Genomic DNA, 23,207 nt, shown 5'->3' with positions numbered 1-23,207 from the left:
GTGCATGGGTGTCCGACTGGCGATGTGCTTCTACGGTTGCCAGAGCAGCCACGAGAGCACATCCTCCGTCGATCGTGAGGTGAGGTGAGGTGACGTCGGCACCCGCCCCCGCAGCGGCGGTACGCCATCAACCCCACCGGCGCCCGATAACGTTGCTGGCCTACCTCCAGTCGGGACGAGAGGGTGCTGGTGTACCGCCACCGCAGCGGGTGGTGCGTCGGCACCGGAATGCTGCGGAGCGAGCCCGGCTCAGCGGATGACGCGCATGAGGGGAGGCTGCGGGGGCTCATCGCGCGGATCGCGCGGCTGCTTCCACACCGGCACGTCCGACTGCGGGTGGTGCACGTCCTGGGACGGGTCGCGGAACATCCACGTGAGCTTGGGCTCGAAGATCGGACGGAACAGGGTGCCGACCGGCTTGGTCATCAGCACGATGGCGAGGACCGCGCCGACTCCCACACAACCGAGCACGGCGACCGCTCCGTAGGGTTCGATGGCGGCCCACAGGCCGAACTGGCGATCCAGCCAGATGATGACGAAGCCGTGCAGCAGGTACGCGTAGAGCGTCCGCGAGCCGAGATCGGTCGTCCAGGACTTCGCCCGGGGGACGAGCGCCAGCGCGGACAGCGCCAGCACGAGCCCAGCGGCGATGAGCAGACCGCGCACGAGGACGCCCTCCACGAGCGAGACACCGAGCTCGTCATAGCGCACGCGCCACAGCAGCCAGCGGCTCATGACCGTCAGGTGGCTGGCGAAGGCCAGGCAGAAGACCAGAGATCCCAGGAGAAGCGCGGCGCCGATCACCCGGTACTTGAGTGTGGTGAGCCGCAGGAAGAGCTCGCGGTTGAAGTGCAGGCCGATGACATAGAACGGCAGGAACCCGAGCACCTTGTGCAGGGCCAGGGTGTTGGGGATCTCGATCATGCCGGCCGCGAGGGAGATGATGATCGAGGTCGTGATCGGGTACTTCAAGGCCCGCCAGATCGGTGTCGTGAGCCGCCAGACGAAGAGCGCGGCGAGGAACCAGCCCACCCACTGCGGTGACAGGATCATCAGCCGCTCGGGGTCGCGATCGTAGTGCCAGGTCATCAGCTGCAGCGCCGTCTCGACGATCAGATAGGGCACGATCAGGGTGGAGACGATCCGGCGCACCTGGCGGAAGTCACCCACATAGTGACGCGCCGTGTAGCCCGAGATGAGCACGAAGAAGGGCATGTGGAACAGGTAGATCCACGTGTAGAGCCCGCGCGCGGAGTCCATGACGACCAGATCGGTGAGGAAGTGCCCGATGACCACGACCAGCATGACCCAGAATCGTGCGTTGTCGAGATAGGCGATCCGTTCGCGGGGTCCGGATCGCTCGGCATGCGGGAGGGGACTCAGTGGGGACATCGTGGTTGACTCTAGCGGTGACTTCCGAAGACGGCTCCACGACAGGAACGGGCATCGGGGACGCGCACCGCACGCAGCGGCTCGGGGCCTATGCAGTGGTCGTCCGCGACCCCGGCGAGCTGCTGCTCACCCAGATCTCGGCCCGCGGCTATCCGGCGACGGCCTGGGCGCTTCCCGGCGGAGGAGTCGATCACGGAGAGTCCCCGCGCGATGCCGTGCGGCGCGAGCTCTACGAGGAGACGGCTCAGCAGGCGCGGACGGTCCGCCTCGTCGACATCCACTCGCTGCACATCGTCGACCACGGGCGCGACGACCGATACGAGGACTATCACGGTGTCCACGTGCTGTACGCCGTCGACATCGTGCCCGGCGTCGAGCCGCGGGTAGTGGAGGTGGACGGCACGACCGAGCAGGCTCTCTGGGTGCCGCTCGGCGAGGTTCCCGGCATGTGGACGCTGCCGGTCGTCGACTACGTCCTCGAGCGCCTCGACGACTACCGCTGACGATCCATCCCGCCCTCGGGGCGGTAGATCATCAACCTCTCGGTCCAGGGAGAGGTAGGCCAGCAACGTTATCGAGCCCCGATGGGGTTGAGGGCCTACCGCCGCTCTGGGTGATGACACCCCACCGCGGTGCGGCTCACTGGGCTGGCGGCTCGGCGAACAGGAAGACGTAGTTGCCGCGCGCGGACACCACATGCACGGCCCGCGCGGTGGTGCCATCCGGGGCCTGAGCCGTGTACACCGCGATGACTTCGTTGAGATCGGCCACGACATCGCGTGCGGGCTCCTCGACGCCGGTCATGTCGGTGATGTAGCCCTGGGCCACCGCCGCCCCCTCGGTGGAGCGCAGCGAGAAGGTCAAGGCGAAGGCGGGGTCGCTGCCGGTGAGCAGGACGGTGTCGTCCTCCGGCGCCGCCCACTCGCCTAGCAGGGGGCCGTCGCCGGGCGCGTCCACGTCCATCTTGGGCCAGATCAGTCCCGACTCCTCGGGCGTGTCGATCGAGGGGAGGTCGCCGAGCTGCTCGGACTCGGTGTTCTCCTGGCCCTCGCGCGGGTCGCCGACGTAGGACACCTCAAGCACCATCACCGGGTGCTCCTGGGAGTACGCGTTGCCGGTGCGCGTCTGCACGTCGCCGGGGTCGATATCGAGCTGCACGCGCACCTCGCGGTCACCGGGGGTCGTGCCGGTCACGTCCACCCCGCAGTGATCGATGCGATCGTTCTCGGCGGTGCAGTACTCGCTGAGGTCGTCGGTGACGATCTCCTCATCGGGCAGCAGCGCGGCGATCTGGGCGAGCATCGCCCGGGTCACGGTGGTCGGGTCGTCGTCGATGCGCATCACCGAGATCACGCTGTCCGGTCGCGGCGGGTCCTCCAGATCGGCGAAGGTGTCGCGCTCGGGGCGGACATCGGTGGGAGTCGGCGTCGGAGTGGGGCTGGCCTCCTCCTCCGGAGTCGTCTCGTCCGGGGGATCGGTCTCGTTCTCGGCCGCCTCCTCCGCGGCCTTCTCGGCGAGCACGGCCTCCAGATCGGGACGGTAGGTGTTGACCAGGTCCTCACTGCGAACCCGCGCGAGGGGGCCGAGCTGCACCGCACCGCGCGGCACCACCATCCCGTAGACGATAGGACTCTCGGGACCGGACTCGTGGCTCTCGACGCGGTCCTCGTTCGAGTCCTCCGTCGAGGACGCGGTCGCGGTGGGGTTCGGCGAAGGGGACCCCGGATCGCAGGCGGTCACCGCCACCAGTGCGGCGAAAAGGCCTGCGGCGACGGTCAGCCTGCGGTACATGTCCACCTCGCGCTCGTGCTTGTTCGACTCCGCACAAGACTAGGGGGTGTCGCATAACCGTCGACGCGCACCGGGGTGAGGCGCTCGCCGAGGCGTCCGCGCGCGTATCCTGCAGGCACACCGGCAGCCGTCGAAGGAGCACCCTGTGTCGAGCTTCGTCCCCGACCATCCCGAGACCGTCTTCACCTACGGAGCGCCTCAGTTGAAGTTCGGGCGCGGGGCGCGCCATGAGATCGCGCATGACATCGCCCAGCTCGGTGCCCGCCGGGTACTGGTCGTGAGCGACCCGCAGGTCGCCGCCACCGGGGCCCCGGCCGAGCTGGTGAGCAGCATCGAGCAGTCCGGCGGCGAGGCCGTCCTGTACGACCGGTCGCGGGTCGAGCCGACCGATGCGAGCCTGATCGACGCCGTCGAGTTCGCACGGGCAGCCGCCCCCTTCGACGCGGTCATCGCCCTCGGCGGCGGCAGCAGCATCGACACCGCCAAGGCCGTCAACCTCCTGCTGACCAATGACGGCGAGCTGATGGACTATGTCAACGCTCCCGTCGGCGGCGGGCGCGCGCCGGAACACCCGCTGTTGCCGCTCATCGCCGTGCCGACGACCACGGGCACCGGCAGCGAGAGCACCACCATCTGCGTTCTCGACGTCATCAGTCAGCACGTCAAGAGCGGCATCTCACACGCGCGGCTGCGCCCGGCCTTCGCCGTGGTCGATCCAGAGCTGACGATGACGCAGCCCGCTGGCGTCACGGCTGCCGCCGGCCTCGACATCCTCTGTCACGCGCTGGAGAGCTACACGGCCCGCCCGTACACCTCCTATGAGCACAAGCAGGCCCATGAGCGGGTGCCTTACTGCGGCGCCAATCCGATCGCCGATCTCTGGGCCGAGAAGTCCCTGAGCCTGATGGCGGACTCCTTCCGCAACGCCGTACGCCACGGTGACGACGAGCGGGCCCGTGAGCAGATGGCGCTCGCGGCGACCTTCGCGGGTCTGGGATTCGGCAATGCGGGCGTCCACATCCCGCACGCCAATGCCTATCCGATCGCCGGCCAGGTTCCCGAGGGCTTCCGGCCCGAGGGCTACGACGCCGACCACGCGATGGTGCCTCACGGCATGGCCGTGTCGCTCACCGCGCCCGCAGCGTTCGCCTTCACCTTCGAGGCCGATCCGGACCGGCATGTGCGGGCGGCACGGCTACTCGACCCCGATGCCCGCGCCGACGACCCCGCCGAGCTGCTGCCGGCGGTTCTGCGCTCGATCATGCGCGATGTCGGCATCCCCAATGGCCTGGCCGAGATCGGGTTCGGCGCGGACGACGTGCCGGCGCTCGTCGAGGGCACGCTCAAGCAGCAGCGTCTGCTGACCACCGCGCCCAAGGCCGTGACCGAGGACGACGCCGCCGCGATCCTGTCCTCGTCCCTCGAACTCTGGTAGCCGCCGAGCGCTGCTCCGCCCCTGCGGTGGGAGGATGACAGCGTGCGGCAGACGACGACGGAGCGGGTCTTCGCGATGCTGCGTGCCTCGATCCTCTCCGGGGAACTGGCGGCCGGCACGCGGCATTCGGTCTACCAGCTCGCCGGCGAGCTCGGCGTCTCCCGTACTCCGGTGCGCGAGGCCGTGCTCCGACTGGCCGATGCCGGGCTCGTCACCGTCGAGCGGAACCGTGGCATCCGGATCCGCGGTGTGACCGCCGAGGACGTCCGCGATGTCTTCGAACTGCGCTTGCTCATCGAGGTCCCGGCGGCGGCCCATGCGGCCGGCTCCGCGGAGGAGGCACTGCTGGTGGAGCTCAAGGAGGCTTCCGCTCGGCTGCACGAGCTCGCGGCCACCGATGACACCACCGCCTTCGGCGCGGCCGATCGACGGTTGCACGCGCTGATCGCCTCGGCGGTCGGCAACCGGCACCTGGTCGCCGAGATCGAGCGCCTGCGCGATCTCATCCACGTGCGCGGTGCCTCCACGATCGGCCGTTCACGAACCATGCGCGATATCGCCGGGGAACACGACGCGATCGTGGCAGCGGTCTGTGCGGCGGAGCCCGCCGCGGCGGCGCGGGCGATGCGGGAGCACCTCGTGCATACCGGCACATTGCTCATGCGCCAACTGTCCGAGGGAGAGATCGACGAGACCTGGGCCGAACGGCTGCGGAGCCCCTCAGGCGAGTAGCATGCTACTCATGACGACTGGGCTCGCTCTCGACGTGGCCGCCGAGTTGCGCCGTGCAGGACTGAGGGATGTCGACGACTCCTCGCTCACTCGCGCGCTCTACAGCACGGACGCCTCGCTCTATCGCGTCGTGCCCGACGTGGTGGTCAGGCCCCACGACATCGACGAGGTGATGGCGGTCGCCTCGGTCGCCGCTGCCACCGGCACCCCCATCACGGCACGCGGTGCGGGCACGTCCATCGCCGGCAACGCGGTCGGCACGGGCATCGTCCTCGACTTCAGCCGGCACATGAACCGCGTCCTGGCGATCGATCCCGCCACGGGCACCGCCGAGGTGCAACCAGGTGTCGTGCACGCGGTGCTCCAGCGAGCCGCCGCGCCGCACGGGCTGCGCTACGGCCCGGATCCGTCGACTCACACGCGCTGCACCGTCGGCGGGATGATCGCCAACAACGCCTGCGGCAATCGTGCCCTCGGCTACGGCCGCAGCGCCGACAATGTCGCGGCACTCGATCTGCTCACGATCGGAGGCGAGCGCTTCCAGGCCGGGCGGGACGTGCCGGTCGACTCGCCGACGCTCGCCCGGTTGCGCGACCTGGTCGGCACCGATCTGGCCACGATCCGCACCGAGTTCGGCCGCTTCGGCCGCCAGGTCTCCGGCTACAGCCTCGAGCACCTGCTGCCGGAACGGCAGTTCGACGCGGGCTCCTTCATGGCCGGCACCGAGGGGACGCTCGCGCTCACCCTCGGCGCCACCGTCGACCTCGTCCGCACGCCGAGTCACCGTCACCTGGTGGTCCTGGCCTATCCCTCGATGGCGGAGGCGGCGGACGACACCCCCGCCGTCCTGCCGTTCTCGCCGACCGCCTGCGAGGGACTGGGCGCTCGCATCGTCGAGGTGTTCCGCGCCGCCAAGGGACCGGCGTCGGTGCCGGATCTGCCCGATGGCGGCGGGTACCTCTATGTGGAGCTGTCCGGAGATGATGCGGCGGAGCTCGCGGACCGCGGGGCGAAGGTCGTGCGGGCCGCCAACGCCCTCGGACACCGCCATGTCACGTCCCCGGCCGAGCAGGGTGTGCTCTGGCGCATCCGCGAGGAGGGTGCGGGACTCGCCGGACGTGCCCTGGATCGCCCGGCGCTCTCGGGATGGGAGGATGCCGCGGTCCCGCCGGAGCATCTCGGTGCTTACCTGCGCGAGTTCGAGGCACTGATGCGCGAGTACGACGTCCAGGGAGTGCCGTTCGGTCACTTCGGCGACGGATGCGTGCACGTCCGCATCGACTTCGATCTCGACGCGGGCGGCGGGCATGCGGTCTTCCGCGACTTCCTCTTCGACGCCGCCCGGCTCGCCGCTTCGCACGGCGGCTCCTTCTCCGGAGAGCACGGTGACGGGCGGGCCCGATCGGAGCTGCTGCCGCTGATGTACTCGCCCGAGGCGATGTCGCTGCTCGGCAGAGTCAAGCACCTCTTCGATCCGGACTCGCTGCTCAATCCCGGTGTCCTCGTCGACCCACGTCCGCTCGACGCCGATCTGCGTAGCCAGCACCGCACGTGGGACCTCGGCATGCCGTCCGCGCGGCCGGGTGGTCTGCGCCTCGTGCACGATGACGGCAGCTTCGGTGCGGCCGTGCACCGCTGCACGGGTGTCGGCAAGTGCCTCGCCGCCAATCAGGCCAGTGGCGGAGTCATGTGCCCGTCCTTCCAGGCGACGCGAGATGAGAAGGACTCCACCCGTGGGCGCGCCCGGGTGCTCCAGGAGATGGTCGACGGTCGCCAGGTGACCGGCGGCTGGAGCAGCCCGGAGGTCCACGAGGCCCTCGACCTCTGCCTGTCCTGCAAGGGGTGCCTCAGCGACTGTCCGACCGGGATCGACATGGCCACTTACAAGGCCGAGGTGCTCCATCAGACCTATCGAGGTCGCCGCCGTCCGCGCAGCCACTACCTGCTCGGCAGGCTGCCGTTCTGGGCGAGGATCGGCGCTCCGTTCGCCCGCCTGACCAATATCGCGTTGCGCGTGCCGGGCATCGTGCATCTGGCGCGCTGGGTCGCCGGGGTCGATCAGCGCCGAGGGCTGCCGCGGTTCGCGACTCGGACGCTCACCCGCGAGCTGGGGGAGCGTCGCGGGTCCGCCGGCGGCAAGCGGGTGCTGTTGTGGGCCGACTCGTTCACCGAGTACTTCTCCACCGCCTCGGGCCGCGCCGCGGTCGACGTGCTGGAGCACGCGGGCTACACGGTCGAGCTGCTCGAACGGCCGCAGTGCTGCGGGCTCACCTGGATCAGCACGGGGCAGCTCGACGCGGCCCGAGAGCTCGTCGGCCGTGCGGTGGAGCAGCTGCACGGCTATGTCGCCGCCGGCGTGCCGGTGGTGGGCCTGGAACCGTCGTGCCTGGCGGTGCTGAGGTCGGATGCTGTGGAGCTGCTCGACGATCCGCGAGCCGCTGAGGTCGCCGGGGGCGTGTTCACCCTCGCCGAGCTGCTGGCACGGGACGAGGAGTGGGAGGCGCCCGATCTCACCGGCCGCACCGTCGTGGTGCAGCCGCACTGCCACCACGCCTCGGTCCTCGGCTTCGATCCCGATCTCGCGCTACTGGAGCGGATGGGCGCGACGGTCACCCGGCTCGGTGGGTGTTGCGGGCTGGCGGGCAACTTCGGTGTCGAGAAGGGACACTACGAGGTGTCGGTGGCGGTCGCCGAGACCGAATTGCTGCCGGCGCTGCGTGAGGCGCCGGCCGGAGCGATCGTGCTCGCCGACGGATTCAGCTGCCGCACCCAGATCGACGACCTCACCGACGTCCACAGCCTGCACTTGGCCGAGCTACTGCACCGAGAGACCAGGTGAGTCGACAAGCTCTGGGCATGTCGGCCGAGTCGCTGGCCCGACAGTCGCACTGAGCCGTCCTTCGGTGGCGGTAGCTGGTCGACCTTACGCACTCGACGGAGGTACGTGGTCAACCTCACCGGTCTGGAATGGGGTTGATGAGCTACCGCCGACGATGGAGGGCGGGCTACGTAGCGTTGGTGGCCTACCGCCACGGGGCGGGTCACTTGCGGCGTTTCCGTCGCTGGCGCTCCTTCGCCGGCTCCCGGAATCCGCCCCCGCGCGGCGGGACGATTGGGGTCACCACGTAGACTGGCAGCCGGTGACGGGTACCGCGATTTTGACCCGTCTGATCGCCTCCGGTAGGCTATTGCGCTGTGCCTGATTCCTATCAGGCCGACGCGTGTGCCCGGCGATGAAGAAGCGTGTCACCAACGCCCGCGTCACCTTTTCAGGCAACAACATCGGTCAGCAGAAAGAAGCATGTAGTGCCCACGATCAACCAGTTGGTCCGCAAGGGTCGTGAGACCAAGGTGGCCAAGAACAGCACGCCAGCTCTCAAGGGTTCGCCCCAGCGGCGAGGCGTGTGCACCCGCGTGTACACCACGACGCCCAAGAAGCCCAACTCGGCGCTGCGCAAGGTTGCTCGTGTGCGGCTCTCCAGCGGGACCGAGGTCACTGCCTACATTCCCGGCGAGGGCCACAACCTCCAGGAGCACTCGATCGTGCTCGTGCGCGGTGGTCGTGTGAAGGATCTGCCGGGTGTTCGTTACAAGATCATCCGCGGCTCGCTCGACACCCAGGGCGTCAAGGGCCGCAAGCAGGCTCGCAGCCGCTACGGCGCGAAGAAGGAGAAGAGCTGATGCCTCGTAAGGGCCCCGCTCCCAAGCGTGCCATCGAGACCGATCCGGTCTACGGCAGCCAGCTGGTCACCCAGCTGATCAACAAGGTCCTCCTGGACGGCAAGAAGCAGGTCGCTCAGCGCATCGTCTACGGCGCGCTCGAAGGCACCCGCGAGAAGACCGGCACCGATCCGGTCATCACCCTCAAGCGCGCGCTCGACAACGTCAAGCCGAGCCTCGAGGTCAAGAGCCGCCGCGTCGGTGGCGCGACCTACCAGGTCCCCGTCGACGTCCGTCCGGCCCGTCAGACCACCCTCGCGCTGCGCTGGATCATCAAGTACTCCAGCGAGCGTCGTGAGAAGACGATGTCCGAGCGCCTGATGAACGAGCTCCTCGACGCCAGCAACGGCCTCGGCGCCAGCGTCAAGAAGCGCGAGGACACCCACAAGATGGCCGACGCCAACAAGGCCTTCGCCCACTACCGCTGGTAATCGCCGTTCCGGCGCGGCTCTACAGCGCCGCGCCGGCCACCTGCTCCGCAACCAAGGAAAGCAACCAAACTCGTGGCAACAGATATCACCACTGATCTCAAGCGCGTCCGCAATATCGGCATCATGGCGCACATCGATGCCGGTAAGACGACCACGACCGAGCGCATCCTCTTCTACACCGGCATCACCTACAAGATCGGTGAGGTGCACGACGGTGGCGCCACCATGGACTGGATGGAGCAGGAGCAGGAGCGCGGCATCACCATCACGTCCGCCGCGACGACCTGCTGGTGGAAGAACAACCAGATCAACATCATCGACACCCCCGGGCACGTCGACTTCACCGTCGAGGTCGAGCGCTCGCTGCGCGTCCTCGACGGCGCGGTCGCGGTCTTCGACGGCGTCGCCGGTGTCGAGCCGCAGTCCGAGACCGTCTGGCGTCAGGCCGACAAGTACGGCGTGCCGCGCATGTGCTTCGTCAACAAGCTCGACCGCACGGGCGCCTCGTTCGACTTCTGCGTCAAGACCATCCGCGAGCGCCTCGGTGCGACCCCGCTGGTCCTGCAGCTGCCGATCGGCGCCGAGTCGGACTTCATCGGCGTCGTCGACCTCGTCGGCATGCGCGCCCTGACCTGGCGCGGCGAGACGAGCATCGGCGAGGACTACGACATCGAGGAGATCCCCGCCGATCTCGCCGATCGTGCCGCCGAGGCCCGCGAGGCGCTGCTGGAGACCCTCTCCGATGTCGACGACGAGATCGCCGAGCTGTACCTCGAGGGCGAGGACATCGGCGTCGACCAGCTGAAGGCCGCGATCCGTCGCGCCACGCTGTCGACCGCCCTCAACCCCGTGCTGTGCGGCACCGCCTTCAAGAACAAGGGCGTCCAGCCCCTGCTCGACGCGGTGGTCGACTTCCTGCCCTCGCCGATCGATGTCGGCGATGTCAAGGGCCACGACGCCAAGGACGAGTCCCTCGAGGACACGCGTCCCCCGTCGGAGGACGCCCCCTTCGCCGGCCTGGCCTTCAAGATCGCCACGGACCCGCACCTGGGCAAGCTGACCTTCGTGCGCGTCTACTCCGGCCGTCTCGAGGCGGGCACCCAGGTGCTCAACGTCACCAAGGGCCGCAAGGAGCGGATCGGCAAGATCTACCAGATGCACGCCAACAAGCGCGAGGAGATCGCGTCCGTCGGCGCCGGGCAGATCGTGGCCGTCATGGGCCTCAAGGACACCACCACCGGTGAGACGCTCGCCGATTCCGCGCACCCGATCGTGCTGGAGTCGATGACCTTCCCCGATCCGGTCATCCAGGTCGCCATCGAGCCCAAGACCAAGAGTGACCAGGAGAAGCTCGGCGTCGCGATCCAGAAGCTCGCCGAGGAGGACCCGACCTTCCAGGTCCACACCGACGAGGAGACCGGCCAGACCATCATCGCCGGCATGGGCGAGCTCCACCTCGACATCCTCGTGGACCGCATGAAGCGCGAGTTCCGCGTCGAGGCCAATGTCGGCAAGCCGCAGGTCGCCTACCGCGAGACCATCCGCAAGACGATCACCGGTCACAGCTACACGCACAAGAAGCAGACCGGTGGCTCGGGCCAGTTCGCCAAGGTCGTCATCGGCGTCGCGCCCAACGGGGCCGATGCCGGCGGCGAGGGCGGCTACGAGTTCGTCAACGAGGTCACCGGCGGCCGCGTGCCGAAGGAGTACATCCCCTCGGTCGACCAGGGTGCGCAGGGCGCCATGGAGTTCGGCGTGCTCGCCGGCTACCCGATGGTCGACGTCAAGGTCACCCTCGAGGACGGCGCCTACCACGACGTCGACTCCAGCGAGCTCGCGTTCAAGCTGGCCGGCAACATGGCCTTCAAGGAGGCCGCTCGCAAGGCCGACCCGGTCCTCCTCGAGCCCATGTTCGCGGTCGAGGTCACGACGCCCGAGGACTACATGGGCGATGTGATCGGTGATATCAACTCCCGCCGTGGACAGGTTCAGTCCATGGAAGAGGGATACGGCGGAGCCAAGCTGGTCAAGGCCCTGGTTCCGTTGTCCGAGATGTTCGGCTACGTCGGCGATCTGCGGTCCAAGACCTCGGGCCGCGCCTCGTACTCGATGCAGTTTGACTCTTATGCCGAGGTTCCGAAGGCCGTGGCGGAGGAGATCATCAAGAAGGCCCGCGGCGAGTAACAGCGGACCATCCATTAAGGTGGCCTGAGGTACTCGTCCGCGGGTGACCACACGGCGTTCAACAGCAACAATCAATCCAGGAGGAGCCCCAAGTGGCTAAGGCGAAGTTCGAGCGGACCAAGCCGCACATGAACATCGGCACCATCGGTCACATCGACCACGGCAAGACCACCTTGACCGCGGCGATCACCAAGGTGCTGCACGACAAGTACCCGGACCTCAACGAGGCGTCCGCATTCGACATGATCGACAAGGCGCCCGAAGAGCGTCAGCGCGGCATCACGATCTCGATCGCGCACGTGGAGTACCAGACGGAGAACCGTCACTACGCCCACGTCGACTGCCCCGGTCACGCCGACTACGTCAAGAACATGATCACCGGCGCGGCGCAGATGGACGGTGCGATCCTCGTGGTCGCGGCCACCGACGGCCCCATGCCCCAGACCCGTGAGCACGTCCTCCTGGCCCGCCAGGTCGGCGTTCCCGCCATGGTCGTCGCGCTCAACAAGTGCGACATGGTCGACGACGAGGAGATCCTCGAGCTCGTCGAGATGGAGGTCCGTGAGCTCCTGAGTGATCAGGACTTCGATGGCGACAACGTGCCGGTCGTGCGCGTCGCCGCTCACCCGGCGCTGCAGGGTGACGAGAAGTGGGCCGAGTCGGTCCTCGAGCTCATGAACGCGGTCGACGAGTACATCCCGACTCCCGAGCGTGAGACGGACAAGCCGTTCCTCATGCCCGTCGAGGACGTCTTCACCATCACCGGTCGCGGCACGGTCATCACCGGCCGTATCGAGCGCGGCGTGGTCAAGGTCAACGACACCGTCGACATCGTCGGTATCCGCGATGACAAGCAGACCACCACCGTCACCGGCATCGAGATGTTCCGCAAGCTCCTCGACGAGGGCCAGGCGGGCGAGAACGTCGGTCTGCTCCTGCGCGGCACCAAGCGCGAAGATGTCGAGCGCGGCATGGTCGTGATCGCTCCGGGCACCACGACTCCTCACACGGAGTTCGAGGGCCAGGTGTACATCCTGTCCAAGGACGAGGGCGGCCGTCACACGCCGTTCTTCAACAACTACCGTCCGCAGTTCTACTTCCGGACCACGGATGTCACGGGCGTCGTCACGCTGCCCGAGGGCACCGAGATGGTCATGCCGGGTGACAACACCGAGATGTCGGTGCAGCTCATCCAGCCGATCGCCATGGAGGACGGCCTGCGCTTCGCTATCCGCGAGGGCGGCCGTACCGTCGGTGCCGGTCGTGTCACCAAGATCCTCAAGTGATCTCGACGCGCTGATCTGCTGAACGAAGCCCCCGGGTCCATCGGACCCGGGGGCTTCGTCATGTCCCCGGCCGGGCAGGTGGCGTCGGGGCGTCCTTATCGCAAGTGGTGCAGTTTCGCCCTCGGAACGTCGACTTGAGGGCGAATGTGCACCACTCGCGGAATGCTCGGCGGGTCGAGCGAGTCGGGGGTGCCAGGGTGGTTGACTGCTCACCGCACGGTGCAGGGTCGAGGTGGTCAGGTGGGCGGGTCGAGGTCGTCGGGGGAGACGTCCCAGGCATCGGCGAGCCGGTGCAGCAAGACATCGACCACGTGGAGGGTCAGCTCCTCGGGGGTGCGCGCGCGGGTCGTGATCGGCAGCCGGTAGATCACGATCCGATGTCCGGCCCCGCGCGGGTTGATGCTGCTCGTGGGGACGGCATCGGTCCAGTCGCCGGGAAGCAGCGGCGCCTCCTCGACGACGACCTCGACCGGCGGGGCAGCGGGCGGCTCCTGCCGCTGCAGGCTCGCGAGGACATCGGTCACGACGAGGTCGAAGGACTGCCGCGGCGTCCGGTCGGCCGGCACGCCGCGAGGGGAGAGGGGGCCCGCCAGCGACAGCGGTCCCCGCGGACCGCGACCCCGTCGGTCGCGCGGGCGACCGGGACGAGGACCGTGGACGGGACGGCGGGAGCCGGGCATGCGGTGAGCCTATCGCCCGGCGTCTGACCCGCCGGATATCCTCGGGACGTGGGACCGAGACGATGCACGCGCACAGGCTGTTCACAGGCCGCTGTCGCGACGCTCACCTACGACTACGGCGACTCCGTCGTCATCCTCGGCCCGCTGGCCACGTACGCCGAACCGCACTCCTATGACCTGTGCGCCGAGCATGCGACCCGTCTCTCCGCACCTCAAGGCTGGCAGGTGGTGCGGCTGGCGTCGGCCACCGCCGAGCCGCCCGAACCCTCGGTCGACGATCTCGTCGCCCTCGCCGAGGCGGTGCGCGAGGTGGGCACCCGCCCGGTCACTCAGGAGCCGGCCGAACCGTCCCGTCCACCCCTGCGTCTCGTGAGGCCCGACCACCCGTGATCGATCCCGCGCTGTCCCCCATCGTCAAGGCCTACGATGTGCGCGGGCTGGCACCCCAACAGCTCTCCGAGCCGATCGCGCGCGCCCTCGGCAGCGCCTTCGCCGACGAGGTCGGCATCAGCGAGGGCCGTGGCGCGGCGGTGATCGGCCACGACATGCGCTCATCCTCCCCGGGCCTCGCGAGGGCCGTCGGCGACGGTATCCGCTCCCGCGGGGGAGACATCGTCGATATCGGCCTCGCCTCCACCGATGAGCTCTACGCAGCTTCCGGGCGTCTGGACGTGGCGGGCGTGATGGTGACGGCGAGCCACAACCCCGCCCAATACAACGGACTGAAGCTGTGCCGAGCGGGGGCACGCCCGATCGGCTTCGACACCGGTCTGCGCGCCATCGCCGAGCTCGCGAGCGAGCACCTGGGCGCCGAGCCCGCGGAACCGCGCGGAACCCGCACCGAGCGCGACTTCCTCAGCGAGTACGCCGACCTGCTGCACCGGCTCGTGCCGGTCGGCGACCGGCCTCTGGCGGTGGTGGCCGATGCCGGCAACGGCATGGCCGGTCACACCGTTCCCGCGGTCTTCGACGGCCTCCCCTCGATCCGGCTGAGCGCCATGTACTTCGAGCTCGACGGCAGCTTCCCGAATCACGACGCCAACCCGCTGGATCCCTCCACGCTCGTCGACCTGCAGGCCGCGGTCCGCGATCAGGGCGCCGACCTGGGACTCGCTTTCGACGGCGATGCCGACCGGTGTTTCGTGATCGACGAACGGGGTGAACCCGTCTCGCCGTCCGCGATCACGGCGCTCATCGCCGCGCGGCATCTCGCCGATCACCCGGGTGCCACGATCCTGCACAATGTCATCTGCTCGCGTGCCGTACCGGAGATCGTGCGCGAGTCCGGAGGCGTCCCCGTCCGCACGCCGGTCGGTCACTCGCTCATCAAGGCCGAGATGGCACGCACGGATGCGGTGTTCGGCGGCGAGCACTCGGGCCACTTCTACTTCCGCGACTTCTACCTGGCCGACTCGGGCATGGTGGCCGCGCTGCACGTGCTGGCGGCGCTCGCCGAGACCGATCAGCCGTTGTCGGCGTTGATGACGTCCTACGAGCGGTACACGGCCTCAGGGGAGATCAACAGCACCGTGGCCGACCAGCAGGCCGTGCTCGCGACACTGCGTGAGCGCTACGGCAGCTACGCCCTCGACGAGCTTGACGGCCTCACCGTCACCGCCGACACCTGGTGGTTCAACGTCCGGGCCTCCAATACCGAGCCGCTGCTGCGTCTCAATGTCGAGGCCGATGACGCGCCCACCATGGAGCGGGTGCGCGACGATCTGCTCGAGCTGATCCGCTCCTGACCCTCGACGGGGTGGTGCGCCTCCCCGGGCGAGGCACCGTACGCCCCTGGGCGTCTCGCCGAAGCCCCCGCGGCGTCCGAACGGCCCCGCATCCCGTCTGACGGCGTTCTCGGTCCTCGCGAGACGACACTGGTATGGCTTCGGCCCTCGGCCTTGTCAGCCGGGCGCGGATGCCGTCCGGGCCACTCACGCGGACTTCCGCGACACGCCCTAGGCTGGACCCATGAACCTCGACCCCGCGCTTCTGGAGATCCTCGTGTGTCCCCAGTGTCGTTCCACGCTCTTCGTGGACGCCGACGCGGATGAGCTGGTGTGCAATGCGTGCGCGCTGGCCTACCCGGTCCGCGACGACATCGCGATCATGCTGGTCGATGAGGCACGTTCGCTGCCCGATCCTGCGGCGAATGCGCCCGGTTGATCGCCGCGTCGCATAGTCTTGACACGATGACACCAAGTCCAGGCGCGAGGAGTTGAGGGTGGCCAGCGAACCCGGCATCGGCGAACTGCTGACCGCCACCGAGGACCTGCTCGGTGCCGTGCGTACCGTCCCGCTGCGGCTGTCGACACCACGCGTCGACCACGCGAAGGAGCTGCGCCGCGAGGTCGCCGATCAGCTCTCCGATTTCGTGGTACCGCGACTCAAGCGTCTCGACGCTCCCATGCTGGTCGTCGTCGGGGGATCGACGGGCGCGGGCAAGTCGACCCTGGTCAACTCGATCGTCGGGCGCCATGTGAGCGACTCGGGCGTGCTGCGGCCCACCACCCGCACTCCGGTGCTGGTGCATCATCCCGATGACGCGGATTGGTTCGGCTCCGACCGCGTGCTCCCCGATCTCAAGCGCACCGACGAGAACGTGCAGGAGGTCTACGCGCTGCGGCAGGTCAGCAGCCCGACGGTGCCGGCGGGCATCGCGCTGCTCGACGCTCCGGACATCGATTCGGTCGACGTCGGCAACCGCGAACTGGCGGAGCAGCTGCTCGCCGCTGCCGATCTGTGGCTGTTCGTCACGTCGGCCGCGCGGTACGCCGACCAAGTGCCCTGGGACTACCTGCGCCGTGCCGCCGAGCGCAGCGCATCGGTCGCGGTCGTGCTGGACCGAGCACCAGCCGAGGGAGTCGACGATGTCCGGCGGCATCTCGCGCGCATGATGACGGCGCGGGGGCTCTCGGACTCGCCGCTGTTCACCGTCCGCGAGTCACGCGTCGACGGACGCGGGATGCTCCCCTTCGACGAAGTCGGCCAGATCGTGCTGTGGTTGCAGGACCTGGCGGCCGACCTGGTGGGGCGCCGCACGATCATCGCGGCCACCTTGCACGGCGCCATCCGCCACGATGTCTTCACCGCTCGCGATCTCGCCGACGAGCTCGACGAGCAGGCCGAGGCCGCCGATGCGTTGACCGCCGATATCGAGTCGGTCTACCGGCGGGCCCGCGACGAGGCCGTCTCATCGGCGACCGATGGCACGGTGCTGCGTGGCGAGGTGCTCGCTCGCTGGCAGCAGCTCGCGGCCGATGGCGAGCTGCTGGGCCTGCGCGGCCCTCTCGACACGCGCCGGGAGCGCTCGCCCGCCGCGGACGCCGAGGCCGTCGACTCCGTGCTGGGGAGCGGTCTCGCGCTGCTCCTCGTGGAGCGCGCTGAGCGTGCCGCGGAGGAGGCCGTGCGTGCGTGGGCCTCACATCACGCCGGGAGGGCGCTCCTGGACGAATATCAGGATCTCGGACGTGCCGGTAACGGTTTCGCGACGGATGCCGAGCGTGTCAGCCGCGAATGGCAGCAGCACGTGCGCGAGCTCCTCGCCGAACGAGACGGTGAGGCCGCGTCGCAGGCCACGACCGCCGCACGCGGAGTGAACGCCGGGGGAGTGGCGCTCATGGTCGCGGTCTTCGCCGGCTTCGGCGGGGTGACCGGAACAGAGGCCGGCATCGGAGCCGCCGTCGCCGCGCAACGAGCCCTGCAGGAGGCCTTCGGCGAGGACGCCGTGCGCGAGCTGGCCGACCGCGCCGCCGCCGACCTCGCCGGGCGGGTTGAGACGTTGTTCGACGCGGAGGCCGATCGCTTCACCCGGCTCGTGCCCGAGCCGCGGACCGTGCGCTCGGCGCAGCGTGACCTGCGGCGTCTCGCCAACCGAACCGACGCCGTCCGGCTGGCGGCCGATATCCGACGAGACACCGAGGAGGGCCTGTGAGAACGCCATTGAAGGATCGGCTCACGGCCCTGGAGAATGCCGTCGCGGCCGCCGAGGGGCGTCTGCGCGATGACCAGCTCGAGACGGCCCGCGACGCGTTGTCGCGCGCGTCGGTAAGGCTCCGCAATTCCGCCGAGTACACGATCGTCGCACTGGGCGGCGCGACGGGCTCGGGCAAGTCGTCGTTGTTCAACGCGCTGAGCGGCATCGATCTGGCCGGTGTCGGCGTCAAGCGCCCCACTACCTCGTGGACTCTCGCCTGCACCTGGGGGCCCAACGATGCCTCCGAGCTCCTCGACTGGATCGGCGTGCCGCCGCGCCATCAGCTCACCCGCCAGGGACCGCTCGGCGATGACACGGATTCGGTCTTCGACGGATTGGTCCTGCTGGACATGCCCGATCACGACTCGGTGGTGGACGCCCATCAGCTCGAGGTCGATCGGGTGGTGGAGTTCGCCGATCTGTTCGTGTGGGTGCTGGATCCCCAGAAGTACGCCGATGCGGCGATCCACGAGCGCTATCTGCATCCGCTGTCGCGCCACCGTGAGACCACGGTCGTGGTCATGAACCAGATCGACCGCCTGAGCGAGACCGATCGCCAGATCGCTCTGACCGACCTGCGGCGTCTCCTCGATCGCGAGGGGCTCACCGGCGTTCCGGTCATCGCCACGTCGGCCAGGTCGGGTCTCGGGCTCGATCAGCTGCGGACCGAGATCGCGCGGCGCACGGCGGCGAAGGATGCCGCGGCCGTGCGTCTGGCCGCCGAGGCACGCGCCGCGGCCGAGAGCCTGGAGAGCGCGGGTGGCGCGGCAGCGCCGCGTGGCCTGCAGAGCGGTGACCGGGAGCGTCTCGTGGACGCGCTGCACGAGAGCACCGGTGCGCACCAGCTGGCCGAGGCGGCGGGTGCGGCGCACCTGCGCGCGGGGACGGCGGCGACCGAGTGGCCGCCGCTGAAACTCGCATCGCGTGGGTCCCGGCCTTCCCCCGGCGAGGGTGCCGAGGACGATCTGCGGCCCACGCCGGTCGAGGAGGCGCGTGCGGAGCTGGCCATCCGCGAGGCCGCGGAGTCGGCCGTGCAAGGTGCCGCGGAGCCGTGGCGGGTCTCGATGATCCGGGCGGCCTCGGGCAGCGGCGGCACGGTCAACCGCATCGATGCGGCCGTCCGCGCGGTCGACCTGCGTCCGTCCTCGCCTCCCGGCTGGTGGCCGATCGTGGCGGTGGCGCAGTGGGTGCTGTTGGCTGCTCTGGTTCTCGGACTCGGCTGGTTCGTGCTGGGAGTCACCGGTGTGGTGGCGTCCGGGCCACGGCTGATCGGACTGCCGCTGGCTGTGTGGGTCGCCGCGGTCGGTGCCATCGGCGGCGCGGTGATGACCTGGGCCGCTCGTTCCTCGGTGCGTGCGTCCGCGCGGGGGCGTGAGCGAGAGGTCGAGCAACGGCTGCGCGATGTCGTGGCGCAGGTCGTCGACGACGAGCTCGTCGGCCGGATGGAGTCCGAGCTCGCCGCCTATGAGCGGTTCCGCACCGGCGTGCGCGACGCGGCCGGCTGACCCGCCTGGGGCGGTGACTTACGCACGTCTCACGGGCCTGGGTGGTGACTTACGCACGTCTCACGCACCGTGAGGTGTGCACCTCTCACCGCCGCGGTCGGCGAGAGGTGCACCTCTCACCGCCCCGGTTGTGCAGGGGTGCGCCACCCACCGGAGGTGCGTCAGCCGGGCCGTTGCTCACGCAGGATGTGCTTCGGTGGTTGCTATGACGACCACCGAAGCACATCCTGCGTGTGGCTCAGCGGCACCCGAGCCTGTACAGCCCGGCGGGGCACATCCTCTCCACTGACGGGCCCCGGTTCGGGATCGGGGGCGGCTCGCTAGGCTGGAACGACCATGGCTGAGTACATCCTGACACTGCGCAACGTTCGCAAGGCCCACGGCGACAAGGTCGTCCTCGACAATGTCACCCTCTCGTTCCTCCACGGCGCGAAGATCGGCGTCGTCGGTCCCAACGGCATGGGCAAGTCCACCCTGCTCAAGCTCATGGCCGGACTCGAGCAGCCCAATAACGGCGACCTCGTCCGTGACCCGGATGCCACCGTCGGCATGCTTCAGCAGGAGCCTCCGCTGACCGAGGGCAAGACGGTGCTGGAGAATGTCGAGGAGGCCGTCGGCGAGATCAAGGGCAAGCTCGATCGGTACAACCAGATCAGCGAGGAGCTCGCCGATCCCGACGCCGACTACGACACCCTGCTCGCCGAGATGGGTGAGCTGCAGACCGATCTCGACGCGAGCAACGCCTGGGAGCTGGACTCGCGCCTCGACCAGGCGATGGACGCGCTACGCTGCCCGCCGCCGGACACCCTCGTCGACCATCTCTCCGGTGGCGAGCGCCGTCGCGTGGCTCTGTGCAAGCTGCTGCTCCAGCAGCCCGACCTGCTGCTCCTCGACGAGCCCACCAACCACCTGGACGCCGAGTCCGTCCAGTGGCTCGAGGGTCACCTGAAGAACTACCCGGGCGCCGTCCTCGCCGTCACCCACGACCGGTACTTCCTCGACAACGTCGCCCAGTGGATCGCCGAGGTCGACCGCGGCCAGATCCACGGATATGAGGGCAACTACTCCACCTATCTGGAGACCAAGAAGGATCGCCTCAAGATCGAAGGGCAGAAGGACGCCAAGCGCGCCAAGATGCTCGAGAAGGAACTCGAATGGGTGCGGTCCAATGCCAAGGGCCGCCAGGCCAAGAGCAAGGCGCGCCTCGCCCGCTACGAGGAGCTCGCCGCGGAGGCCGAGAAGGCCCGCAAGATCGACACCACGGATATCAATATCCCGCCGGGACCGCGCCTCGGCGACGTGGTGCTGGAGGCCAAGGGGCTCACCAAGGGCTTCGAGGGCCGCACGCTGTGGGACGACATCTCGTTCTCGCTGCCGCGCGCGGGCATCGTCGGCATCGTCGGTCCTAATGGCGTCGGCAAGACGACGCTGTTCCGGATGATCACCGGCTCGGAGCAGCCCGATGCCGGCTCGCTCACCGTCGGCCAGACGGTCAAGATCAGCTATGCCGATCAGACCCGCGCCAATATCGACGCGAACAAGAACGTGTGGGAGGTCGTCTCGGAGGGCCTGGACTTCATCAAGGTCGCCAATTTCGAGATGAACAGCCGCGCCTATGTGGCGTCCTTCGGCTTCAAAGGCTCGGATCAGCAGAAGAAGGCCGGCGTGCTCTCCGGCGGTGAGCGCAATCGCCTGAACCTCGCCCTGACGCTCAAGCAGGGCGGCAATATGCTGCTGCTCGACGAGCCGACCAATGACCTGGACGTCGAGACCCTGTCGGCCCTCGAGGACGCACTGCTGGACTTCCCGGGCTGCGCCGTGGTCACCTCGCACGATCGCTGGTTCCTGGACCGCGTGGCAACCCACATCCTCGCGTGGGAGGGCACCGACGAGGAGCCGGGCAACTGGTTCTGGTTCGAGGGTAACTTCGCCTCCTATGAGGCCAACAAGGTCGAGCGCCTCGGCGCCGAGGCCGCCCGTCCCCACCGCGTCACGCACCGCCGTCTGACCCGCGACTGAGTCGTGAGGTGACCACAGCGGCGCTTGCGCCGTCTGGACCCGCGACTGAACCTCCTCGCGACTGGGCGGTGAGTTACGCACCTCTCGCGTTCGTGGGCGGTGACTTGCGCACCTCTCGACCGTGCTGAGGGGTGCGTAGCCCACCGCCCCGACGCGCGAGGGGTGCGTAACTCACCGCTCGGGTGAGGGAGGCGATGTGCGGAGCGGGAGCGGAGGCCCGACCATGGCGGTATGGACGATCTGCATCGTTTCGTCGAGGCGCAGGACGACGGAGGCACGTACGAGCGCGCCGTGGCCGAACTGCGCGCTGGTCGCAAGCGCACGCATTGGATGTGGTTCGTGTTCCCGCAGTTGCTCGGACTGGGTTCCAGCCCGATGGCGCAGCGCTACGGCATCGCCTCGCTGGACGAGGCCCGCGAGTACCTCGCACATCGAGTGCTCGGACCGCGACTGCTCGAGGCGAGTGGGGTCGCCGCCGCGTTCGAGGGTGACCCGGTCGCGCTCCTGGGCCAGATCGACGCGCTGAAGCTGCGGTCCAGCATGACGTTATTCGAGCTGGCCGATCCTGCCGAACCCGTGTTCGTCACCGTGCTCGATCGGCTGTATGACGGCGAGCGAGACGACCGCAGCCTCGCGCTGCTGACCTGAACGGGCGCCCTCGACCGGGCCGGCGGCGGTAGATCCTCAACCTCATCAGGGCGCGGTGAGGTTCATCGGCTACCGCCACGCAGGACGAGGGGTTGAGGACCTACCGCCACGGGAGAGGAGAGGTTGAAGCCCTACCGCTCGTGGGCGAGATCAGAAGGTGCGGCCGCCGAGCTGGGCGCTGATGCGTTCCATGATGCGGCCGAGCGCGGCGAACTCTTCGGGAGTGGAGTTGCCGAGCAGGTACGTGTGGACGCCGCGCACGTGCGTGTGAGCGGCATGGGCCAGGACGCCGAATCCGTGGTCGGTCAACGTGGCGGTGACGCCGCGTCCGTCCGTGCTGCACTGATCCCGTGCGACGATGCCCGCCTTCTCCAAGCGGGCGATGGTGTGGGTGATGCGGCTGCGCGAGTGAGCGACGAGGGCTGCGAGCTCGGCCATCCTGATGGAGCGCGCCGGAGCCTCCGAGAGGCGGACGAGGATCTCGTATTCCGACATCGACAGGCCGTGTTCCCGGCGCAGATCACGGTCCAGCTGATCCATGAGCACGGTCGAGCCGCCCAGGAAGGAACGCCAGATCTCCTGCTGCTGACGGGACAACCACGGGGTCTCGTTGACCTCGGTCAGTTCGAGGCCGGCGCTGCGCTCGCTCATGCCGCCATCGCCTGGAAGAAGAGCAGGGTAGGCCGATGGCGGCATTCGTTAGTGCTGATGGTTCGCTCGCTGCGCTCGCTCATGTGACCCAGTTTACGGGAGACAGCACTTGATTGAAAGTTAAACTAGTGGGTATCGTGTCACTCGTAGCCACCTCGGCTCCCGGATTTCTCGTTCTTAAGGAGACACCATGACCACCACCGTGACCCCCGGTACCTGGAAGCTCGACCCCACCCACACCGAGATCGGCTTCCAGGTGCGGCACATCATGAGCAAGGTCCGCGGCAAGTTCGACACCTTCGATGGCACCCTCGTCACCGCCCCGGACATCACGGCCTCGCGCGTCGAGGTCTCGGTCGACCTCAGCTCGATCAACACCGGCACCGCCGATCGCGATGCCCATCTGCGTTCCGCCGACTTCTTCGAGGTGGAGAGCTACCCGTCGATGACCTTCGTCAGCACGGATGTGCGGCAGAAGGACGACGACGAGTTCGTGGTCACCGGCGACTTGAGCATCAAGGGCGTGACCAAGCCGCTCGAGCTCAAGGTCGAGTTCCTCGGCGAGGGCGGCGACCCGTGGGGCGGCACCCGCGTGGGCGTCGAGGCCAAGGGCGAGATCAGCCGCAAGGAGTTCGGCATCGACTTCAACATCCCCCTCGAGGGCGACAAGGTGATGATCGGCGACAAGATCATCCTGCAGATCGTCGCCGAGGCGGTGCTCCAGCCCGCTGAGTGACCTTTCGCGCTCCGCATCGAGCCC

General features: G+C 68.6%; 20 protein-coding genes. 16 read left to right on the top strand and 4 right to left on the bottom strand.

Annotation, left to right across the window (positions count from 1 at the left end; genetic code table 11):
* Positions 1-249: 249 nt before the first annotated feature.
* Positions 250-1,392 (bottom strand): acyltransferase family protein, encoded by a 1,143-nt coding sequence (locus FNM00_RS08385; RefSeq protein WP_143912992.1) that lies wholly within the window; start codon positions 1,390-1,392, stop codon positions 250-252.
* 17 nt (positions 1,393-1,409) lie between these two features.
* Here FNM00_RS08385 and FNM00_RS08380 point away from each other — a divergent pair, with 17 nt between their 5' ends.
* Positions 1,410-1,895, top strand: a complete 486-nt coding sequence (locus tag FNM00_RS08380) for an NUDIX hydrolase (protein ID WP_185973053.1) — start codon at positions 1,410-1,412, stop codon at positions 1,893-1,895.
* 136 nt (positions 1,896-2,031) lie between these two features.
* Here FNM00_RS08380 and FNM00_RS08375 read toward each other — a convergent pair whose 3' ends face one another.
* Positions 2,032-3,189 (bottom strand): hypothetical protein, encoded by a 1,158-nt coding sequence (locus FNM00_RS08375; RefSeq protein WP_185973052.1) that lies wholly within the window; start codon positions 3,187-3,189, stop codon positions 2,032-2,034.
* A 139-nt stretch (positions 3,190-3,328) separates the two neighbouring features.
* Between FNM00_RS08375 and FNM00_RS08370 the strand changes: the two genes are divergently transcribed.
* From FNM00_RS08370 to tuf, 7 genes are all read left to right on the top strand, one after another.
* Positions 3,329-4,618 (top strand): hydroxyacid-oxoacid transhydrogenase, encoded by a 1,290-nt coding sequence (locus tag FNM00_RS08370; RefSeq protein ID WP_143912989.1) that lies wholly within the window; start codon positions 3,329-3,331, stop codon positions 4,616-4,618.
* A gap of 42 nt (positions 4,619-4,660) precedes the next feature.
* Positions 4,661-5,350: a GntR family transcriptional regulator gene (locus FNM00_RS08365; RefSeq protein ID WP_143912988.1), complete on the top strand. Its 690-nt coding sequence runs from the start codon at positions 4,661-4,663 to the stop codon at positions 5,348-5,350.
* A 1-nt stretch (position 5,351) separates the two neighbouring features.
* The gene (locus FNM00_RS08360) at positions 5,352-8,189 is read left to right on the top strand and encodes an FAD-binding and (Fe-S)-binding domain-containing protein (protein WP_143912987.1); all 2,838 of its coding nucleotides are present in this window, start codon (positions 5,352-5,354) and stop codon (positions 8,187-8,189) included.
* 467 nt (positions 8,190-8,656) lie between these two features.
* Complete coding sequence (gene rpsL / locus FNM00_RS08355; protein WP_087622693.1) at positions 8,657-9,031, top strand: 30S ribosomal protein S12; 375 nt, start codon at positions 8,657-8,659, stop codon at positions 9,029-9,031.
* Entirely contained in the window at positions 9,031-9,501 is a 471-nt protein-coding gene (gene rpsG / locus FNM00_RS08350; protein WP_143912986.1) for a 30S ribosomal protein S7, read from the top strand. The genes rpsL and rpsG overlap by 1 nt, the downstream gene beginning before the upstream one ends.
* 72 nt (positions 9,502-9,573) lie before the next feature.
* Entirely contained in the window at positions 9,574-11,685 is a 2,112-nt protein-coding gene (fusA, locus tag FNM00_RS08345) for an elongation factor G (protein ID WP_143912985.1), read from the top strand.
* Between the two features lie 92 nt (positions 11,686-11,777).
* Entirely contained in the window at positions 11,778-12,971 is a 1,194-nt protein-coding gene (gene tuf / locus FNM00_RS08340) for an elongation factor Tu (RefSeq protein ID WP_143912984.1), read from the top strand.
* Between the two features lie 236 nt (positions 12,972-13,207).
* Here tuf and FNM00_RS08335 read toward each other — a convergent pair whose 3' ends face one another.
* Complete coding sequence (locus FNM00_RS08335; RefSeq protein ID WP_143912983.1) at positions 13,208-13,651, bottom strand: metallopeptidase family protein; 444 nt, start codon at positions 13,649-13,651, stop codon at positions 13,208-13,210.
* Between the two features lie 48 nt (positions 13,652-13,699).
* Here FNM00_RS08335 and FNM00_RS08330 point away from each other — a divergent pair, with 48 nt between their 5' ends.
* The 7 genes from FNM00_RS08330 (at position 13,700) to FNM00_RS08300 (ending at position 21,796) form a co-directional block, all read left to right on the top strand.
* Positions 13,700-14,041, top strand: a complete 342-nt coding sequence (locus FNM00_RS08330; RefSeq protein WP_143912982.1) for a DUF3499 domain-containing protein — start codon at positions 13,700-13,702, stop codon at positions 14,039-14,041.
* The gene (locus tag FNM00_RS08325; protein ID WP_221933649.1) at positions 14,038-15,396 is read left to right on the top strand and encodes a phosphomannomutase/phosphoglucomutase; all 1,359 of its coding nucleotides are present in this window, start codon (positions 14,038-14,040) and stop codon (positions 15,394-15,396) included. The genes FNM00_RS08330 and FNM00_RS08325 overlap by 4 nt, the downstream gene beginning before the upstream one ends.
* Before the next feature lie 223 nt (positions 15,397-15,619).
* Positions 15,620-15,814, top strand: a complete 195-nt coding sequence (locus tag FNM00_RS08320; protein WP_143912981.1) for a Trm112 family protein — start codon at positions 15,620-15,622, stop codon at positions 15,812-15,814.
* A 58-nt stretch (positions 15,815-15,872) separates the two neighbouring features.
* Positions 15,873-17,582 (top strand): dynamin family protein, encoded by a 1,710-nt coding sequence (locus FNM00_RS08315; protein ID WP_143912980.1) that lies wholly within the window; start codon positions 15,873-15,875, stop codon positions 17,580-17,582.
* Positions 17,579-19,129, top strand: a complete 1,551-nt coding sequence (locus tag FNM00_RS08310) for a GTPase (RefSeq protein ID WP_143912979.1) — start codon at positions 17,579-17,581, stop codon at positions 19,127-19,129. Before FNM00_RS08315 ends, FNM00_RS08310 begins: the two co-directional genes overlap by 4 nt.
* 336 nt (positions 19,130-19,465) lie before the next feature.
* A complete protein-coding gene (ettA, locus tag FNM00_RS08305; RefSeq protein WP_143912978.1) occupies positions 19,466-21,148 on the top strand; it encodes an energy-dependent translational throttle protein EttA in 1,683 nt (560 codons plus the stop codon).
* Positions 21,149-21,379: 231 nt separating this feature from the next.
* Entirely contained in the window at positions 21,380-21,796 is a 417-nt protein-coding gene (locus tag FNM00_RS08300; protein WP_143912977.1) for a DUF1810 domain-containing protein, read from the top strand.
* 150 nt (positions 21,797-21,946) lie between these two features.
* Here FNM00_RS08300 and FNM00_RS08295 read toward each other — a convergent pair whose 3' ends face one another.
* Positions 21,947-22,447: a MarR family winged helix-turn-helix transcriptional regulator gene (locus tag FNM00_RS08295; RefSeq protein WP_143912976.1), complete on the bottom strand. Its 501-nt coding sequence runs from the start codon at positions 22,445-22,447 to the stop codon at positions 21,947-21,949.
* Positions 22,448-22,637: 190 nt separating this feature from the next.
* On the opposite strand from FNM00_RS08295, the gene FNM00_RS08290 reads away from it, so the two are divergent.
* Positions 22,638-23,183 carry a YceI family protein gene (locus FNM00_RS08290; RefSeq protein WP_143912975.1) on the top strand — a complete coding sequence of 182 codons (546 nt, stop codon included), beginning with the start codon at positions 22,638-22,640 and terminating at the stop codon, positions 23,181-23,183.
* The last annotated feature ends 24 nt before the right edge of the window (positions 23,184-23,207 follow it).

The organism is Aeromicrobium piscarium (genome assembly GCF_007421815.1).
Classification (GTDB): Bacteria; Actinomycetota; Actinomycetes; order Propionibacteriales; family Nocardioidaceae; genus Aeromicrobium; species Aeromicrobium piscarium.
Note: the sequence above shows the minus strand (reverse complement) of the source record. Positions and strands in the feature narration are given on the sequence as shown.

What these genes read in the sequence shown, in the direction of transcription:
- FNM00_RS08385 (WP_143912992.1), bottom strand. Translation starts at nt 1,392, where the DNA reads ATGTCCCCACTGAGTCCCCTCCCGCATGCCGAGCGATCCGGACCCCGC.
- FNM00_RS08360 (WP_143912987.1), top strand. Translation starts at nt 5,352, where the DNA reads ATGCTACTCATGACGACTGGGCTCGCTCTCGACGTGGCCGCCGAGTTG.
- rpsG (WP_143912986.1), top strand. Translation starts at nt 9,031, where the DNA reads ATGCCTCGTAAGGGCCCCGCTCCCAAGCGTGCCATCGAGACCGATCCG.
- FNM00_RS08335 (WP_143912983.1), bottom strand. Translation starts at nt 13,651, where the DNA reads ATGCCCGGCTCCCGCCGTCCCGTCCACGGTCCTCGTCCCGGTCGCCCG.
- FNM00_RS08320 (WP_143912981.1), top strand. Translation starts at nt 15,620, where the DNA reads ATGAACCTCGACCCCGCGCTTCTGGAGATCCTCGTGTGTCCCCAGTGT.
- ettA (WP_143912978.1), top strand. Translation starts at nt 19,466, where the DNA reads ATGGCTGAGTACATCCTGACACTGCGCAACGTTCGCAAGGCCCACGGC.
- FNM00_RS08300 (WP_143912977.1), top strand. Translation starts at nt 21,380, where the DNA reads ATGGACGATCTGCATCGTTTCGTCGAGGCGCAGGACGACGGAGGCACG.
- FNM00_RS08295 (WP_143912976.1), bottom strand. Translation starts at nt 22,447, where the DNA reads ATGAGCGAGCGCAGCGCCGGCCTCGAACTGACCGAGGTCAACGAGACC.
- FNM00_RS08290 (WP_143912975.1), top strand. Translation starts at nt 22,638, where the DNA reads ATGACCACCACCGTGACCCCCGGTACCTGGAAGCTCGACCCCACCCAC.